The 16,227-nt window shown below is 63.4% G+C and carries 16 protein-coding genes; 8 read left to right on the top strand and 8 right to left on the bottom strand.

What is annotated here, in order from left to right; all coding sequences use genetic code 11:
* Positions 1 to 117 precede the first annotated feature (117 nt).
* The 3 genes from BUB39_RS20360 to BUB39_RS20350 all read left to right on the top strand — a co-directional run bounded on the left by BUB39_RS20360 (position 118) and on the right by BUB39_RS20350 (position 3,327).
* A complete protein-coding gene (locus BUB39_RS20360) occupies positions 118 to 822 on the top strand; it encodes a response regulator (protein WP_073057447.1) in 705 nt (234 codons plus the stop codon).
* Positions 822 to 2,036, top strand: a complete 1,215-nt coding sequence (locus BUB39_RS20355) for a HAMP domain-containing sensor histidine kinase (protein WP_073057444.1) — start codon at positions 822 to 824, stop codon at positions 2,034 to 2,036. Before BUB39_RS20360 ends, BUB39_RS20355 begins: the two co-directional genes overlap by 1 nt.
* A gap of 283 nt (positions 2,037 to 2,319) precedes the next feature.
* Positions 2,320 to 3,327, top strand: coding sequence for a LacI family DNA-binding transcriptional regulator (locus BUB39_RS20350; RefSeq protein ID WP_073057595.1), 1,008 nt, complete (start codon positions 2,320 to 2,322; stop codon positions 3,325 to 3,327).
* A gap of 70 nt (positions 3,328 to 3,397) precedes the next feature.
* Here BUB39_RS20350 and BUB39_RS20345 read toward each other — a convergent pair whose 3' ends face one another.
* Entirely contained in the window at positions 3,398 to 4,513 is a 1,116-nt protein-coding gene (locus tag BUB39_RS20345) for a mannitol dehydrogenase family protein (RefSeq protein ID WP_073057441.1), read from the bottom strand.
* Positions 4,510 to 5,520, bottom strand: a complete 1,011-nt coding sequence (locus tag BUB39_RS20340; protein ID WP_073057438.1) for a zinc-binding alcohol dehydrogenase family protein — start codon at positions 5,518 to 5,520, stop codon at positions 4,510 to 4,512. The genes BUB39_RS20345 and BUB39_RS20340 overlap by 4 nt, the downstream gene beginning before the upstream one ends.
* Before the next feature lie 289 nt (positions 5,521 to 5,809).
* Between BUB39_RS20340 and BUB39_RS20335 the strand changes: the two genes are divergently transcribed.
* Together BUB39_RS20335 and yghU are read left to right on the top strand one after the other, a co-directional pair.
* Positions 5,810 to 6,712: a GntR family transcriptional regulator gene (locus BUB39_RS20335; RefSeq protein ID WP_073057436.1), complete on the top strand. Its 903-nt coding sequence runs from the start codon at positions 5,810 to 5,812 to the stop codon at positions 6,710 to 6,712.
* Positions 6,713 to 7,074: 362 nt separating this feature from the next.
* Positions 7,075 to 7,953: a glutathione-dependent disulfide-bond oxidoreductase gene (gene yghU, locus BUB39_RS20330; protein ID WP_073057433.1), complete on the top strand. Its 879-nt coding sequence runs from the start codon at positions 7,075 to 7,077 to the stop codon at positions 7,951 to 7,953.
* 102 nt (positions 7,954 to 8,055) lie between these two features.
* Here the strand turns inward: yghU and BUB39_RS20325 are convergent, their stop codons facing one another.
* The 6 genes from BUB39_RS20325 to BUB39_RS20300 form a co-directional block, all read right to left on the bottom strand.
* The gene (locus tag BUB39_RS20325) at positions 8,056 to 9,261 is read right to left on the bottom strand and encodes an MFS transporter (protein WP_244540323.1); all 1,206 of its coding nucleotides are present in this window, start codon (positions 9,259 to 9,261) and stop codon (positions 8,056 to 8,058) included.
* Positions 9,262 to 9,290: 29 nt separating this feature from the next.
* Positions 9,291 to 10,007: an arsenical resistance protein ArsH gene (gene arsH / locus BUB39_RS20320; RefSeq protein WP_073057427.1), complete on the bottom strand. Its 717-nt coding sequence runs from the start codon at positions 10,005 to 10,007 to the stop codon at positions 9,291 to 9,293.
* Positions 10,000 to 10,422: an arsenate reductase (glutaredoxin) gene (gene arsC / locus BUB39_RS20315; RefSeq protein ID WP_073057422.1), complete on the bottom strand. Its 423-nt coding sequence runs from the start codon at positions 10,420 to 10,422 to the stop codon at positions 10,000 to 10,002. Before arsC ends, arsH begins: the two co-directional genes overlap by 8 nt.
* A complete protein-coding gene (arsB, locus tag BUB39_RS20310; protein WP_073057419.1) occupies positions 10,419 to 11,510 on the bottom strand; it encodes an ACR3 family arsenite efflux transporter in 1,092 nt (363 codons plus the stop codon). Before arsB ends, arsC begins: the two co-directional genes overlap by 4 nt.
* A complete protein-coding gene (locus BUB39_RS20305) occupies positions 11,507 to 11,890 on the bottom strand; it encodes an ArsR/SmtB family transcription factor (RefSeq protein WP_073057593.1) in 384 nt (127 codons plus the stop codon). The genes arsB and BUB39_RS20305 overlap by 4 nt, the downstream gene beginning before the upstream one ends.
* A gap of 97 nt (positions 11,891 to 11,987) precedes the next feature.
* Positions 11,988 to 12,926, bottom strand: a complete 939-nt coding sequence (locus BUB39_RS20300; protein WP_073057416.1) for a helix-turn-helix domain-containing protein — start codon at positions 12,924 to 12,926, stop codon at positions 11,988 to 11,990.
* Positions 12,927 to 13,411: 485 nt separating this feature from the next.
* On the opposite strand from BUB39_RS20300, the gene BUB39_RS20295 reads away from it, so the two are divergent.
* The 3 genes from BUB39_RS20295 to BUB39_RS20285 all read left to right on the top strand — a co-directional run bounded on the left by BUB39_RS20295 (position 13,412) and on the right by BUB39_RS20285 (position 16,223).
* A complete protein-coding gene (locus BUB39_RS20295) occupies positions 13,412 to 14,524 on the top strand; it encodes a hypothetical protein (protein ID WP_244540321.1) in 1,113 nt (370 codons plus the stop codon).
* Between the two features lie 253 nt (positions 14,525 to 14,777).
* Complete coding sequence (locus tag BUB39_RS20290; protein ID WP_073057591.1) at positions 14,778 to 15,227, top strand: host attachment protein; 450 nt, start codon at positions 14,778 to 14,780, stop codon at positions 15,225 to 15,227.
* 12 nt (positions 15,228 to 15,239) lie between these two features.
* The gene (locus BUB39_RS20285) at positions 15,240 to 16,223 is read left to right on the top strand and encodes a zinc-dependent alcohol dehydrogenase family protein (RefSeq protein WP_073057410.1); all 984 of its coding nucleotides are present in this window, start codon (positions 15,240 to 15,242) and stop codon (positions 16,221 to 16,223) included.
* The last annotated feature ends 4 nt before the right edge of the window (positions 16,224 to 16,227 follow it).

Genomic DNA, 16,227 nt, shown 5'->3' with positions numbered 1-16,227 from the left:
CGTCCGTTGCCCTTCCCCACCGGGTCAGTACCAGCCGCTGCGTTAAGCGCTGTAGGCGGTGTGTTAAGTTCGGTAAAAGTCGGTGCTCGCTGCCGACTCCTGGTCTAGACCTCACCCATGAGCGAACCACGCCATCCCGCCAGGGTCCTTCTCGTCGACGACGATATCGAGCTGGGAACCCTGCTGAAGGAGTATCTGGTCGATGAGGGCTTCGATGTCCTCACGGCCCAGGATGGTCGTGCCGCTCTGATGCTCATCGAGACCGGGACGATCGATATCGTCGTGCTCGACATCATGATGCCGAGAATGAACGGCATCGAGACGCTGCAGCGCATCCGGCGACTGCGTGACATTCCCGTGATCATGCTGACGGCTAAGGGGGATGATGCCGATAGGATTGCCGGACTGAACCTCGGTGCCGACGACTATGTTCCCAAGCCGAGTTCGCCCGGCGAACTCGCAGCGCGCCTGACCGCCGTGCTGCGGCGTGCTGGCCGGACGACCGGTGCTGCTCCCGAGACGGTGTTCGCCGGCGACCTCGTGATGCATCCGGCGAGCCGTAAGGTGGACTGGCGTGGTTCGCCGCTCGAACTGACCGGTACCGAATTCAGCATCCTCGAAGTGCTGGCCCGCCATGCCGGCCAACTCGTGTCGAAGCAGGAATTGTCCCAGCGCGCGCTTGGCAGGGCCCTGACGCCCTTCGACCGCCGCATCGACGTTCACATCAGCAGCGTTCGCCAGAAGCTCGGCAGTCGGCCGGACGGACAATCATGGATCCAGTCCGTCCGGGGGCTGGGCTATCAACTGCTTCGGGATCGGTGATGCGGCGCCTGTTCTGGAAATTCTTCCTGACCATCTGGCTGACTATGGCCGTTTCGGTTGTCGCGCTGTTCACGATCACCAAAGCCTTGCAGATCGAACCGTTTCCTCGCGAAGTGGAGGTCGCAAAGCGCGACTTCGCTACCGCCATCATCAACCGGCTGCTCGCCGAAAAGAATGTCGGCTCAGCAACGACGGTCGCGAGGGCCGCCGAAAAGGAACTGGCCGTCAACGGGATAATGGTCATCTCCGATCCGTCCGCGAACGGGTCCAAGATCGACGTCGCCATCGTGGAACCAGGCCTTATCGACTATGTCTGGCCGAGGCTTTTTCCGTGGGTGTCGATCGTGCTGGCGGCCGCGATCGCCGCCTACTGGCTGGCCCGCAATCTCGTCCGGCCGATCACCCACATCCGCAACGGACTGAGCGCCCTTGCGCATGGCCGGTTCGACGTCCGCATTTCGGACGAAATGGCGGGCCGGCGCGACGAACTCGCCGAACTCGCGGCGGATTTCGATACCACCGCCACGCGCTTGGAAGACTTGCGTCTTTCGCAGCGTCGTTTGTTCAGCGACGTGTCGCATGAATTGCGGTCGCCCCTGTCACGTCTTCAAGCATCGCTTGGCGTGATCGAGCAGAACCCCGCCAGGCTGAGCGCGATGATCGAACGGATATCGCGTGAGATTGAACGCATGGACGGCTTGATCGGCGAAATTCTGACCTTGGCCCGTTTGTCCGATCGCTCCGATCTGCCGATCGAGCGCCAAACGGTCGATCTCATCGATCTGCTGCAGGAAATTGTGGTCGATGCGGCCTTCGAAGCGCAAACGCGATCCATCAAGGTCGATTTCCGCGGGCCTGAGCATTTCATCGCCAAGGTCAATGGCGAGCTTATCTACCGGGCCTTCGAAAACGTCATCCGCAACGCCGTCAAGTATACGGCCGTCGGCTCACGCGTTTCGGTCGAAGCGGAGATCGAAGACCAAGTTCTGGTGCTGTCCGTGGTCGACCAGGGACCAGGGCTTCACGAATCCGAGTTAGATTGGATTTTCCAACCTTTCTCGCGATCCCAGAATGCTGAGCCGGATGGTGGCTTCGGACTTGGTCTGGCTATTGCCAAGCAGGCGATCGAGAGCCACGGCGGAAGCATCACCGCCACGCCGGCCAGCACCGGCGGGCTTGCGATGGTCCTAAAGATCCCAAGCTGTAATCAATGAGGCCGCTCCGCCGAAGCGGCGCACTCCTGAGCGTGGACAATCGTTGGATCTGGCGGGCGTACCTCCTCGCTGCATTTCGGACGCCGGCATCTCCATAGAACGACCTTCCCTCCGTGCCCACTCCGACGAAGATACGCCCGCGCTCCCCGCGACTTGGATCGAGCGGTGCGATCGGATAGGTAGCAAGGGACGTCCGGCATCCGCTGCGACGAGAGCATGATGCGCAATGTCAGACCAAGATCCGCCGGACGACACGCTGCCGCCTGCCCGGGGAAGGCGCCGCTTGGCGACCATCGCTGACGTTGCCGCGACGGCGGGAGTGGCCATCGGGACCGTCTCCCGCTTCCTGAACGGGCGCGAGATCCGCGAGGCGAACCGGCACCAGATCGAGGCGGCGATCGAGAAGCTCTCTTATCGTCGCAATGCGGTCGCCGCGGCGATGAAGACCGATACGACACATATGATCGGTCTGCTGATCCCGACCTTCGACGAATTCCACTCCGAAATGGTCGAGCAGCTTGCGACGCTGCTGCGGGCGTCGGGGCGCGCGTTGGTGATCTACTGCCACAGCCATGATGCCGACGTCATCCATGGCGCGCTCGACTTCTTCGCTGCACAGCGCGTCGATGCGCTGATCATGGACGGCGTTACGCAGGCGCGGCAGCGGGTCGAGCAGTTGATCCGCGAGGGCGTTCCCATCGTCTTCTACAACAACGAAATTCCCGGGCTCGCGGCCGACTGCGTGTTGGTGGAAAACCGCAACGCCAGCTATCGCGCCGTCAACCACCTCATCGACCTCAGGCACGAGCGCATCGCCGTCCTGACCGGCGAACTCCATGATTCCTCCGGCCGTCAGCGCTTCGAAGGCTTTGAGGCGGCGATGGCGGAGGCCGGATTGGCCGTAGACCGTCGCTACATCGCCCACGGCACATGGCGAACCAACAGTGGCTACGAATTGGCACGCCGGCTGATGCAGCTCAACAAACCGCCCACCGCGATGTACGTCTCCAACTATGGCATGACGATCGGCGTGCTCAGCTGGCTGAAGGAGCAAGGCCTTCGTCTCCCCGACGATCTGTCGCTGGTCAGCTTCGACGATGTGGCGCTGTTCCGCCTCTACGAGCCGGGCATAACCTCGATCGCTCAGCCCATTTCCGGGATCGCACAGGCCATCACCAGCCTCATCGAGGCCCGACTCGGCGACGACCGGGATGCGCCGCCGCGCACGATCACGCTCAGTTGCGACATCATCCTGCGCGGTTCCACCCGTCGGCGGCCGGCGTCTGCCTGAGCCGGACCTACCGCCATTGATGTCGCTCGACAGATGCCGTGCGGTCGGACCGAAAGCTGGTGCTGGTCGATCAGCTGGCGCATGCGAGTTCCGGGAACACGGCCTCCAGCTTCGGGAAAGCGCGACCGGGCTGCGCTTGCCGCGCCCAGCGCACGAAGCCGCCGGCGCGCCGATCGATCTTGGCAGCGTGGTTCTGCGCAATGTCGGCGATGCGATGATCGAGGAATGGATTGCCAAAGCGGTCGAGACAGGTCCGCCAATAGCCGGAAACGTCCTCGCCATGATCTGCAAAGGCCGGGATGACCTCTTCGACCATGATGCTCTCGAGCGCGGCCCGAATGGCGGGATCCGCGATGATCTCGCCCACGGTCTCGCCGGCCGGGCGGCCAAGGCTCCGCCATTGCTCGGCCAGGAGGGTATGGCCGAGATTGAGCAGGAACAGCTTGCGCCGCTCGATGAAGCCAAGGTCGTCGACGATCTGGATGTCGGGGTGGATGGCCGGCGGGATCAAACCCGAACGCTGTTCGATTGCCCACAGCGCATAGGGCTCGGCAATGGCGCCGATTGGCTCGATCGGGGCGGAGACGATCCGGTCGACCAGCGAGTTGACCCAGATGCAGTCGCGCGCCAGCCAGGCGATGAAATCTTCGCCAAGCCCGCCTTGTCGCGCAAGCTGGTCCACAACCGCCTGCAGGCGGGCGCCGTTCTTCTCCACGAGTTCGCATGGCAGGATCGTCAGGCCGCCGGCTCCGGCGCTGAAACGGGCATGCAGAAGGGCGGTCAGCAGTTCCGGAAAGCTCGTCCATGCCTCCAGCGACGGGACCGGGTTTTCGGGACAATCGAAGCCCCGGTCGCCGGTATTGCTGAGGACGAATGTCGCCTCGCCGACGAAGAGATCGCGCAGCCGCGCAATGTCGGCGCGCGCCGAAAGGCCATCAACGACACCGGATACACGGCGCTCGACATCCACTGGCCGTCCGTCGACGAGGCCACGAATGCGCACCGGGTAGGGCTGGCCCGCCTTGAACGCCTCGATCCGGGCGCGCGAGGCCGGGGATCCCGTCGTCTCGACCACATGGACTGCGCCGACGGGCTGACCGGCCTCGCGGGCTTCCGACAGCATGAGATCGGCGTGGGCCTGCAGAAAGCGGCTGGTGCCGAACTGGATGATCGTGCCGTTCGTCATGGCGCGACGTCAACCATGGCCTTGATCACCTGGCTGCGATCGGCCGCCCACGCGGCGATGCTCTCCGGCAGACCCTCAAGGCTGGTCTTGTGCGTGATCAGCTTGCGATAGTCGATCGCGCCGCTCTTCAGCGCCGCCACAACCGTCTGGAAATCCTCCGCGGTCGCGTTGCGGCTGCCGAGAAGGCTCATTTCCCGCTTGTGAAATTCCGCATCGTTGAAGGTGACATCCGCCGGCGTAACCCCAACGAGGACAAGGGTTCCGCCATGCGCGACATAGCCGAAGCTCGTCTGCATCGCACCGGCGCTTCCGGTGGCATCAAACACGACATCGAAGCCGTTGCCGCCGGTGACCGCCAGCAGGGCCGCGGCGCCGTCGGCAACGACATGGGTCGCGGCAAAGCCGAACCGTTCGGAAATCAGCGCCAGCCGGTCGGCGCTAGCGTCGAGAAGGTCGACCTCTGCGCCCCGGAGGCGGGCGAAGAGGGCGGCGCCGAGCCCGATCGGGCCCGCACCGACGACGAGCACGCGGTCCGCCGATGTCATCGCCGACCGGCGCACCGCATGGGCGCCGATGGCCAGGAATTCGACGGTCGCCGCCTCTGCCTGATCCAACCCGTCCGCGGCGATGAGATTGCCGGCCGGGATATTGATCCGTTCACAGAGGCCGCCGTCGCGATGCACGCCGAGGACGCCGATCCGCATGCAGCAATTCGGTTTGCCGCGCAGACAGGCATGGCACTCGCCGCAGGCGATGTAGGGGTTGATGACGACGCGCGCGCCCTTGTTCCAGCCGGCTGCATCGGCTGCAACGACACCGCTCAGCTCATGGCCGATGACGCGGGGATACTGCAGGAAGGGATGCTTGCCTTCGTAGATGTGGTAGTCGGTGCCGCAAATCCCGACATGGCTGATGTCGACGGCAACCCAGCCGGTCGGTGGCTGCTCGGGATCAGGCCGATCGACCAGAGCAATCGATCCGGGTTCCTTGACGACTATTGCACGCATCCTGCCTCGCTTCAGACCTGCGGCCACGGAGGCATCACCGCCGCATCATGACCGGGCTCGTTTACCACCTGACGGCACGAGGCCAGCGACATGCTGACAAATGTCTTTATTTTTTTCAAGCAGATTGACCTAGCCGTGCACCGAACCGTTGTTTGAAACAGTTTTGTAGCACGCCCCTGGCATTCCGAGGCGCCTTGCGGGCTGCTTCGGAGAGGCAATTGGGGCCGCGGTTGACCGCGGTGGATGTACAAATTAATTTCGATCATCGAAACTAAGATCGGGAATTCGGATGGCGCGAAGCGACAAGCGATTCAGAGAGGCCTACAACGCGCTGATCGACCTTGGCTCGACATCCGCCCCCGGAAGCGCCCTGCCCTCAGAAAACGCGCTCGCGGAACGAGCCGGGGTCAGCCGGACAGTCATCCGCTCGGTGCTGCATCGCCTGGAAGAAATCGGGGTTGTCGCTTGGCACGGCCGCGACAAGACGCTGCTGCGGACGACGGGAGCCGACGACCGACTGAGCGTCCAGAACGATCCGCCGAAGCCCGAAGACCTCGAGACTGCTTTTCTCGAATGGATCCTGCGTTTCGACGTTCCTGCCGGCACGCAGCTTAATATCGCCCAGTTGGCCAGGGAATTTTCGGTGACGCCGAATGTCCTGCAGGAGTTCCTCGCCAGCCTCAGCCAGTTCGGCCTCGTCGAGCGCGGCGCCAAGGGCGGGTGGCTGATGCTCGGCTTCACCGCCGACTTCGCGGTCGAACTCTCCGAATTTCGAACCATCCTGGAACTGAACGCCGTCCAGCAGGTCATGACCTGTCCGGTCAATCACCCGATCTGGGCGGAGCTGGAATCGCTGCGCAGACTGCATCTCGATCTCGATACGAGGATCGATACCGACTTCCATGATTTCTCGCATCTCGATGAACGCTTCCACGGCGCGATCAATTCCGTCGTGAAGAACCGGTTCGCCGCGCAGTCACAAAAGATCATCTCTCTTATTTTTCACTACCATTACATGTGGGATAAGCGCGACGAGAAGCACCGCAACGCCGCCGCCCTGCGCGAACATCTTGCGATCATCTCAGCGCTTCAATCGCGCGATGAAGAAGCCGCGCTGACGGCGACGCGTCGGCATCTGCGAACCTCCATGACCACATTGCTTTCCTCGCTCAAGGACCATCGACTGGTTTGATGCGGAGGTTGTTGCTCATCACGAGAGAATAGTGCTTCTCATAGTTTTAAATCGAAATATACCGTTCGCAAGGCTGCGCTCCACATGGTCAGCTGCTCTGGAGGAGACACCCCCCTGAGAGATTTCGGGACGGCTATTCGGCGCGCTTGGCGTCGTGACGACGATGGCTTGCCAGCCGGCCTCGGCTCCCCTGAAACGCCTCTCCGAGACCGTCCGCGCCCGCCGGCTGTTGCCCACGCCGGCTAGGTAGAGAAAGATCATGCGTTAAATCGAACAAATGACGCGGAAAGAGGACATGCACCCTTCCCGTCCGTCGATCGCCCAGCCACATGAGCAGGCACCACGCAACCACGGAGACGAGAATGGCGGATTCGGCCGAATACACCCCACCGAAGGTCTGGACCTGGGAAAAGCCCAGCGGCGGGACTTTCGCGAACATCAATCGGCCCATCGCCGGTCCGACACATGAAAAGGAACTTCCGGTCGGGCAGCATCCGTTGCAGCTCTATTCGCTGGCGACGCCGAACGGCCAGAAAGTGACGATCCTGCTCGAGGAATTGCTCGCGCTCGGCCATTCCGGCGCTGAATATGATGCCTGGCTGATCAAGATCGGCGAAGGGGACCAGTTCGGCAGCGGTTTCGTCGCTGTCAATCCGAATTCCAAGATCCCTGCCCTGATGGATCATTCCGGCCCGACGCCGATCCGTGTCTTCGAATCGGGCTCGATCCTCGTCTATCTCGCCGAGAAATTCGGTGCCTTCCTGCCGACGGAACAGCCGGCTCGCGCCGAATGCCTGTCCTGGCTGTTCTGGCAGATGGGCAGCGCGCCCTATCTCGGCGGCGGTTTTGGCCACTTCTACGCCTACGCACCGACGAAGATCGAATATGCGATCAACCGCTTCGCCATGGAGGTGAAGCGCCAGCTCGACGTTCTCGATCGGCGATTGGCGGAAAGCGAGTATCTCGCGGGTCCCGACTACACGATCGCCGACATCGCGGTGCTGCCCTGGTATGGCGGGCTCGCCAAGGGCTTGGCTTACGGCGCTGGCGAATTCCTGTCGGTGCAGGACTACAAACATGTGCAGCGCTGGGCCGATGCGCTGTTCGACCGGCCAGCCGTCAAGCGCGGCCGCATGGTCAACCGCGTCTTTGGCGATCTCTCGGAGCAACTGCCCGAACGACACGACGCCAGCGACTTCGAGACAAAGACGGCAGACAAGCTCGCCAAGACCGGAGCCTGAGGCGGTCGCGCGATAAACACTAGGACGCCCGCCGATCGACCTCAGGTCTTCATCGGTCGGCGGGCCATCCTTTTGCGGCGGCAACGATGCCATCGGTCGCATTCATTGGGCGATAGTACCGCCAGCGAATGCGCCTGATGCTGGCACGCGGCGTGTTGCGCCCGTTCGCCAAAGAAGGAGCGTCAACCCGACGTTGACACATGCCACGATCGCTAGCACACCGAGCAGCGACGATGCGCCGGCATACTCAAGTAGCAGGGCACCGACAAAGGGTGATAGCGCCTGCGCCACGAGACTGGGCATCGCAAGCCGGCCCATCAGCACTGGATAGAGCTCAGGTCCGAACATCGCCAGCGGCAACGCCCCGCGCGCGATCGACCAGATGCCGTTGCCGGCGCCGTAGACGATCAGGGCGCCCGCAACGGCTGGCAGACCCGCCGTCAGGGCAACGATTCCGGCGGCGATGAGCAGTGTGGCGGCCATCAGGGTGAAGATCGGCGCGAAGCGCTTGCCGACGAGCATGTCGAAGAGACGTGAAGCGACCTGCGCAGGGCCGATGAGCGCGCCGAGACCGACGGCAGCGGCGAGCGATAGTCCCCGATCCTGCAAGAGGGTGAGCAACTGGACCCCCAGCATGGTGGCGATCACGCCGCCTGTCGTCAGGATGATTGCGAGGAGAAGGAATGCCCGCCGATGGCGGGGCTCGACGACGGCTTTCGGCACTGCCTCGCTGTCCTCTGCTGACGACAAAGGCAGCGGCTCGGCGCGTGGCAGCAAGACGATCAGGATTGGCAGGCAGAAGGCCAGATGGATTCCGGCATAGACGAAACAGGCGCCGCGCCAGCCAAGCTGTTCAGCCAGGAACGCGCTGAGCGGCCAGCAGATCGTGCTGGCAAAGCCGCCGAACAGCGTCAGCGTCGTGATGGCGCTGCGGGCGCCATAGCCGTAGTAGCGGCCGAGGGTGGCAAAGGCGGCATCGTAGAGCCCGGCACCCGCGCCGCAGCCGATGATGATCCAGCCGGCCAGGTAGACAATGATCGAGGGTGCCAATCCGATCGTCAGCAGGCCAAGCGCCATCAACACGACGCTGGCCGCCAGGATACGCCGGCCGCCATGCTGTTGAATGAGGCGACCCACGCGCGGCGAAACCACCCCTGCCGCGAACAGGCCGACCGAGAGGCCACCGACCACATAGGACAGCGGCCAGCCGGTATCGACGGCGATCGGCTTGGCCAGCACCGCAGGGAGGTAATAGGTCGAGCCCCAGGCGAGGATCTGGGTGACGCCAAGAGCCGAGATCGTGACCATGCGTCCACCCGGCCGCACCGCCTCCACACTCATATGGCAGCCAGGTGCGTGCGGGCTTCCAGCTTTTCCGCCGTTTCCTTCCGCTCGCTGTAGCGATCGGTCAGATAGGCCGAGGCGTCGCGGGTCAGCAGGGTGAACTTCACCAGCTCTTCCATCACATCAACGATGCGGTCGTAATAGGACGATGGCTTCATCCGGCCGGCCTCGTCGAACTGTTCGAAGGCCTTGGCGACCGAGGACTGGTTGGGGATGGTGATCATCCGCATCCAGCGGCCGAGTACGCGCAACTGGTTGACGGCGTTGAAGGACTGCGAGCCGCCGCTGACCTGCATCACTGCCAGGGTTTTGCCCTGGGTCGGCCGCACCGCGCCGATCGTGAGCGGAATCCAGTCGATCTGCGCCTTCATGATGGCGGTCATGGCGCCGTGACGCTCCGGACTGCACCAGACTTGACCTTCCGACCAGGCCGAGAGCGCGCGCAGCTCCTGAACCTTCGGGTGGTTACTCGGCGCATCGTCGGGCAGCGGCAAGCCGCTTGGATTGAAGATCTTCACGTCGGCGCCCAAAGCCTCCAGCAGGCGAGCCGCCTCCATCGTCGCGAACCGGCTATAGGACCGCTCACGAACCGAGCCATAGAGCATGAGGATACGCGGAGGATGGCTCGACGGCTGGGCCCGCAAGCCTTTGGGATCCGTCTGCCGAAAAACGGTTGGAACGAGGTTTGGAAGGTCGTCGGGATCAGGCACGTGTCGCCGCCTGTTCTGTCTCTACGACCTCGCCATCCTCTTTGACGAAGCGGCCGATATTCGGGTTCGGCAGGACGCCCAGCACGGCCTCTGACGGCCTCGCCAGCACAGTGCCGTTGGGCGTCTCGACGACGGGGCGGTTGATCAGGATCGGATGGGCGAGCATGAAGTCGACAAGCTGGTCGTCGGTCCATTTCAGATCCGCGAGCCCGAGTTCGGCATAGGGTGTACCCTTCTCGCGGAGGAGCTGGCGCACGGTGATGCCCATCGCCGCGATCAGTTCGAGCAGGCGCTCGCGGCTCGGCGGCGTTTGCAGGTATTCAATGACGATAGGCTCCTCGCCGCTGGCGCGGATCATAGCCAGCGTGTTGCGCGAGGTGCTGCAATCGGGGTTGTGATAGATGGTGACGGTCATTGCGCGGGCCTCGGCTTGATCGACGGACTCTCGTTGGCGCCTTTAGCAGCGACGGAGCGGACGGCCTCACCGCGCTCGTACCAGCCCTTCGAACGGTTGACTATCCAGACCACCGACAGCATGACCGGCACTTCGATCAGCACGCCGACGACGGTCGCCAGTGCCGCGCCGGACTGGAAACCGAACAGGCTGATGGCGGCGGCCACCGCCAGCTCGAAGAAGTTGGAGGCGCCGATCAAGGCCGAGGGACCCGCAACGCAATGCTCTTCGCCGGTCGCCCGGTTGAGGAGATAGGCGAGGCCGGCGTTGAAATAGACCTGGATCAGGATCGGCACCGCCAGCAGCAGGATGACCAGCGGCTGGGCGATGATCTGTTCGCCTTGAAAGCCGAACAGCAGCACCAGGGTCACGAGGAGCGAAACGAGCGACACCGGCCCGAGCCACTTCAAAAGGCCGTCGAGCGCCGCTTGCCCACCCGTTGCCAGCAGGCGGCGACGCAGGATCTGCGCCACGATGACCGGCACGACGATATAGAGCCCGACCGAGAGCACGAGCGTGTCCCAGGGCACCGTGATCGCGGAGAGACCAAGCAACAGCGCCACGATCGGCGCGAAGGCGACAACCATGATGACGTCGTTGAGCGCGACCTGGCTCAGCGTGAAATGCGGTTCGCCCTTGATGAGGTTCGACCAGACGAACACCATCGCCGTGCAGGGCGCCGCGGCCAGGATGATGAGGCCGGCGATATAGCTGTCGATCTGGTCGGCGGGGAGAAGGGGCCGGAACAACCAGCCGATGAACAGCCAGCCCAGCAAGGCCATCGAGAATGGCTTAACCGCCCAATTGACGATGAGCGTCACCGAGATACCGCGCCAATGGCGCCCGACCTGACTGAGCGCGGCAAAGTCGATCTTGAGCAGCATCGGAATGATCATCAGCCAGATCAGCACCGCCACCGGCAGGTTGACCTTGGCGATCTCGGCCGCGCCGATGGCGTGAAATATACCGGGGAACAGATGCCCCAGTAAGACGCCGGCAATGATGCACAGCGCCACCCAGACGGTCAGATAGCGTTCGAAAAGGGTCATGGGTTTACCGGGTCGGCCAGTTCAGTGACGACTTCCGCCGGTAGACAACACGAGGCCGCGGCACATGTATCGGCCGCCGGGGCGCATACGGCCGGATGACCCTGGCAGCAATCGAGCATCAGGAATCCGACCAGCGCCGAGAGCCCGGCATAGTCGGCGGCATAGATGATCGAGCGTGACTCGCGCCGCGATGTCAGGAGGCCGGCCCGTTCGAGATGAGCTAGATGAAACGAGGCACTCGACGCCGGAACTCCAACAGCGTCCGCGACGGCGCCGGCCGGCATGCCCTCGGGACCGGCCACCACCAGCGCCTTGACCATCCTCAGCCGCGTCTCCTGCGAAAGCGCCCCAAAGGCATCAAGCGCCTGCTGCTCGGACAGAGTCATTTTGATATTCCGATCATTCAAGGATCATGGAAATGACGATAGGCGACGCTCGTGAAGTGCACAATCGTTTTGTGCCGTGGAGTCGGCAGCCCTAGCGCGTGCCGAGCCTTGCCTCGGTCGGCGTCCTGTCGAACCGACGCTTGAACATGCGGTTGAAGGTCGGCATGTCGATGAAGCCGCTTCGGAAGGCAATGTCGGAGATGAAGGCGCCGCTTTCCGAGGAAGCCATCAGGAGCGCGTGCGCTCGATCGAGACGGGCATTCCAGATCACCCGCGCGACGCTCTCCGATTCCGCTGCGAAGATCCGGTAGAGCGTGGCGCGCGAACATCCGACGCGGCTGGCAACGATCTCCGGATTGAGTTCAGGATTCCAGCAATAGTGACGGATCACCGTCATCGCCGCCGCATAGAGACCGGTCGGGAATTGCTCTTCGTCAGCGCCTGTCCTGAATTCCCTTTGAAGCGCCAAGAGCGTCATCTCGGAAGCCGCCGCGATCATCGCCGCCCGCTCTCGTGCGGACATGTTGGCGGCTTCGATGGCGATCAGACGAAGATGCGAGCGCAGGATTGCCGATATCCCGCCGCGCGGCAACAGACGTCCGGCCAGGGTCGACACGTCCCCCTTTAGCGCGTCCGTGAGGCTGGAGCGCCGGAACATCAGCGTGATTTCCCGATTGCGAGCCTGCATATATTCGATCGGCCGGGAAAAATCGGCGATACAGAGATCGTCCTGCCGGAGCGTCTGGCTGCCCTCATGGCTGAGCCGGCTCGGCGCGCCCCGCTCCACGAGGCCGACAAGAATCTCGTCGCAATCATCCCGCCTCAGGCGTGCTCGATCACGCCGTGTGTGGATGGCTTCCGAGACATTGTGCACGAAGGCGCAGTTTTCTCCGGCGATATAGACCAGCCGGCCTGCAAATGGTTTGCCGCCTTCTTCCGCGATCGGCTCCATGCGGTACAGGACAGAATGGCGCCAATAATCGAGCCGCTCCCCCTCCGGGATTCCCTCCGTCGACCGTACGGTCATCATTCCAAGATTTTCTGGGGTGACATGCACGTCCCCCAGCAGAGACATGTGGTCAAGGATCTTGCGGGGGACCTGAGACGCCATGCCTATCGATTCCGAACAAAGCAACGCTAAACGTGAAGAGAAACAGAATTCGGCGCCACCACACGAACGTTCAACCGATCCGGCGATTGCGACAATTCAATAAAAAACAAAGAGACGATCGCGACAAATTCGCATGATCACGCCGATTGGCTGGAGCCCCCGCTTCAGCTTCCGCAATGATCTGTCCCGGCACGATAAGCACTTCCCGGATTTTGGCAATCGCGATTGGATCGTATGGCGCCGCTACCTGTCTTCGGGCTCGCGCGCGACAGCGCCGATCGACCGGCCCGGTGTACGAATTCTGTTGCCCCGACAATATTTGGCTCGGCCGCGACCTTCGATGCGCGACGTATCGAAGGTTTTCGGCCGCGCGTTGAAATCAAGAATGAGGGAGGAAGCGGACAATGAGAAGACATCGTGGCGCTCGCGCGCTGATGGTCTCGACTTTACTAGCGTTCACGGCACTTGCTGGGACGTCCGGCGCGATGGCCGAGTCCGGCATTCCGTCCTATATGGACGTGATCGTCGGCGCCTCGGTGCCGACACCGGCCGATACCGCACGGCAGAATGTGCTCGCGCTCAACACCGGCATGTTCACGCTCTATGAGAGCGCCGGCCGTCTGGTCCAGGCCAGCATCCTCGCCCAGCATCCGGTGATCCTCGGCCTCTTCTCGGGCACGGGCGGACGCTTCACGCTCTACCGCCCCGGCCAGCCGCCACTCGACGCGCCTCCGGTGCCCGAGGTCTACCAGCTGCTGAAGTCGATCGGCCACAGCGTCATGGCGCTTGGCGTCGTGGTCGGCCCGCATATCGGCAAGGTTGGCGACACATCGTGGCAGACGCCTGTTCTCGCCTATCGCGTCCAGTTGAAGGCAGCTCTCGATAGCCTTGATGCGACGTCGATGCCCGAGGACTGGCGCGCCAACAACAAGGCGCTGATCCAGGAAAATATCGACTTCATCGACAAGTCGATCGCCGACGGAGTCATCTCTTTCGCCGCCGTGCAGGACTTCGCCGCCAAGCAGAAGAACCAGCTCAAGCTCAACATCAAATGGGCGGCCGATACCCAGGTGAAGCACTGGATGGGCGTGCTGGCCGACTGGAAACAGCAGCTCGGGCCGGACTGGGACAAGGTCTACGCAGCCAGCAACACGATCTATGTCGCGCGGCAGAACAACGTGCTCTTCAGCGTCCTGGCGCAGTTCTTCCCGCCGGAAGCGATCAATGACCGGCTGATCCTCATCGAAACCGTGTCGTTTACGACGACCCAGCAGGACATGCTGGATTCGCTCACCCGCATCATTGCCGATCGCACCGTCGGCGAAACCTTCTTCGGCAGCCCGCATCTCATGGACTACGAGCTGATGGGAGGCGACGCGCGCGACTCGATCGTCGCCGAGACCAAGGCACGTGGAATGATGACCTCCCTGCCGCCCAAGGTCCCGTTCGGCTCGCACCAGTGGCCGACGTTGATCACGCCGGGACCCGGCGCTGCATCGCTCGCCGACCTGCCCTAGCATCAAGCGCCACGCTGCAGACCCGTCGAGACGGCCGGTCCACCGCGTGCTTGCTGATATCGATATTGCGCGAGGCCGGGTCACTCCCGGCCTCTAAACGCATCTGCACGGCGCGGCGCTGCTCGCTGGCCGCGCGGAACCCTCCCGCGATTGATCGAACGCAACGCGCCTCTGCGCGTTCTCGGCGAAGCTCCCTTCGATGACGGAGGCGACCCTGCCAGTTGCAGTCCGCCGCCATCCGGAGGAGACGACCATGGAACGCATCGACATTCCGCGCCGCGGCTGGGTACTCGTCTGTGACGGCGCCAAGGCGCTCGTCTTGCAGAATGAGGGAGACGCCGAGCTCGTCAATCTGAAGCTCGTCGACGTTTGGGAACATCACGCCGAGGCCGCTCATGAGCTTGGGACCGATAGACCCGGCCGCGTCCATCAATCGGTCGGCGAGAGCCGCAGCTCCGTCGAGATGACCGATTGGCACGAGGCCGAAGAGGCGGCATTTCTGAAACGCGTCGCCAACGAGGTCGCGGGATTGCTGCAGGAACGGCAGGCCCGTGTGCTGGTGCTCGTCGCCCCGCCACATGCCCTCGGCATTCTGCGGGAAGCGCTTCCGGCCTCGGTACGGCCCATCGTCAAGCATGAGCTTGGCAAGGACCTCGTGAACCTGCCGATCGCGCAGATCGAGCGTCATCTCGCTGGTGGCTGATCGGAACCCGCTATGAGAGCCATGGTTCTGCACGCCATCGGATCACCATTGACGCTGGAGGAGCGTCCGACCCCGACGCCGGGGCACGGCGAGATCCGCGTTCGCGTCGAGGCCTGCGCCGTGTGCCGCACCGATCTCCATGTCGTCGATGGCGAATTGCCGAACCCTCGCCTGCCTATCATCCCGGGTCACGAGATCGTCGGCATTGTCGAAGCGGCCGGGCGCGGCGTGCTCCAACCGGCCGTCGGAATGCGGGTCGGCGTGCCATGGCTCGGCCACACCTGCGGCCACTGCGTCTATTGCCGGACCGAGCGCGAAAACCTCTGCGACGACCCTCTCTTCACCGGCTACACCCGCGACGGCGGCTTCGCGACGCATGTCATCGCCGACGCTGCGTTCGCCTTCCCGCTGGACGGCTATGACGATCCGGTAGCCGCCGCCCCATTGATGTGCGCCGGGCTGATCGGCTGGCGCTCGCTCAAGATCGCTGGAGACGGCGGCGCAATCGGCCTCTACGGCTTTGGCGCGGCGGCGCATATCCTCGCGCAGGTCTGCAGTTTCCAGGGTCGCCGCGTCTTTGCCTTCACGCGAGAGGGCGACGCGGCGGCTCAGGCGATGGCGCGTTCCCTCGGCGCCGTGTGGGCCGGGTCGTCCGACGACGCGCCGCCCGAACCGCTAGACGCAGCGATCCTGTTCGCGCCCGTCGGTGCCCTGGTGCCGAAGGCGCTGGCCGCGGTGAAGAAGGGAGGCCGCGTCGTCTGTGGCGGCATTCACATGAGCCCGATCCCGGAATTTGCTTATGATCTGCTGTGGGAGGAACGCCAGCTCGTCTCGGTCGCCAACCTGACACGGCAGGATGCCCACGAATTCCTGGCCATCGCGCTCACGGCCGGTGTCCGCACAACCACGACGGTCTATCCACTGGAGAAAGCCAACGAAGCCCTGGACGGCCTCCGGGTCGGCCGTTTCCAGGGCGCTGCTGTGCTGGTGCCGTGAGCGC

The sequence above is a fragment of the Kaistia soli DSM 19436 genome, assembly GCF_900129325.1.
In the GTDB taxonomy this organism is placed as follows: Bacteria; Pseudomonadota; Alphaproteobacteria; order Rhizobiales; family Kaistiaceae; genus Kaistia; species Kaistia soli.
Note: the sequence above shows the minus strand (reverse complement) of the source record. Positions and strands in the feature narration are given on the sequence as shown.

Coding starts and splice junctions, on each gene's coding strand:
- BUB39_RS20335 (WP_073057436.1), top strand. CDS start 5,810: ATGGCGCGAAGCGACAAGCGATTCAGAGAGGCCTACAACGCGCTGATC.
- yghU (WP_073057433.1), top strand. CDS start 7,075: ATGGCGGATTCGGCCGAATACACCCCACCGAAGGTCTGGACCTGGGAA.
- arsB (WP_073057419.1), bottom strand. CDS start 11,510: ATGACCCTTTTCGAACGCTATCTGACCGTCTGGGTGGCGCTGTGCATC.
- BUB39_RS20285 (WP_073057410.1), top strand. CDS start 15,240: ATGAGAGCCATGGTTCTGCACGCCATCGGATCACCATTGACGCTGGAG.
- BUB39_RS20295 (WP_244540321.1), top strand. CDS start 13,412: ATGAGAAGACATCGTGGCGCTCGCGCGCTGATGGTCTCGACTTTACTA.
- BUB39_RS20355 (WP_073057444.1), top strand. CDS start 822: ATGCGGCGCCTGTTCTGGAAATTCTTCCTGACCATCTGGCTGACTATG.
- arsC (WP_073057422.1), bottom strand. CDS start 10,422: ATGACCGTCACCATCTATCACAACCCCGATTGCAGCACCTCGCGCAAC.
- BUB39_RS20340 (WP_073057438.1), bottom strand. CDS start 5,520: ATGCGTGCAATAGTCGTCAAGGAACCCGGATCGATTGCTCTGGTCGAT.
- BUB39_RS20300 (WP_073057416.1), bottom strand. CDS start 12,926: ATGATGACCGTACGGTCGACGGAGGGAATCCCGGAGGGGGAGCGGCTC.
- BUB39_RS20360 (WP_073057447.1), top strand. CDS start 118: ATGAGCGAACCACGCCATCCCGCCAGGGTCCTTCTCGTCGACGACGAT.
- BUB39_RS20290 (WP_073057591.1), top strand. CDS start 14,778: ATGGAACGCATCGACATTCCGCGCCGCGGCTGGGTACTCGTCTGTGAC.
- BUB39_RS20325 (WP_244540323.1), bottom strand. CDS start 9,261: ATGGTCACGATCTCGGCTCTTGGCGTCACCCAGATCCTCGCCTGGGGC.
- BUB39_RS20345 (WP_073057441.1), bottom strand. CDS start 4,513: ATGACGAACGGCACGATCATCCAGTTCGGCACCAGCCGCTTTCTGCAG.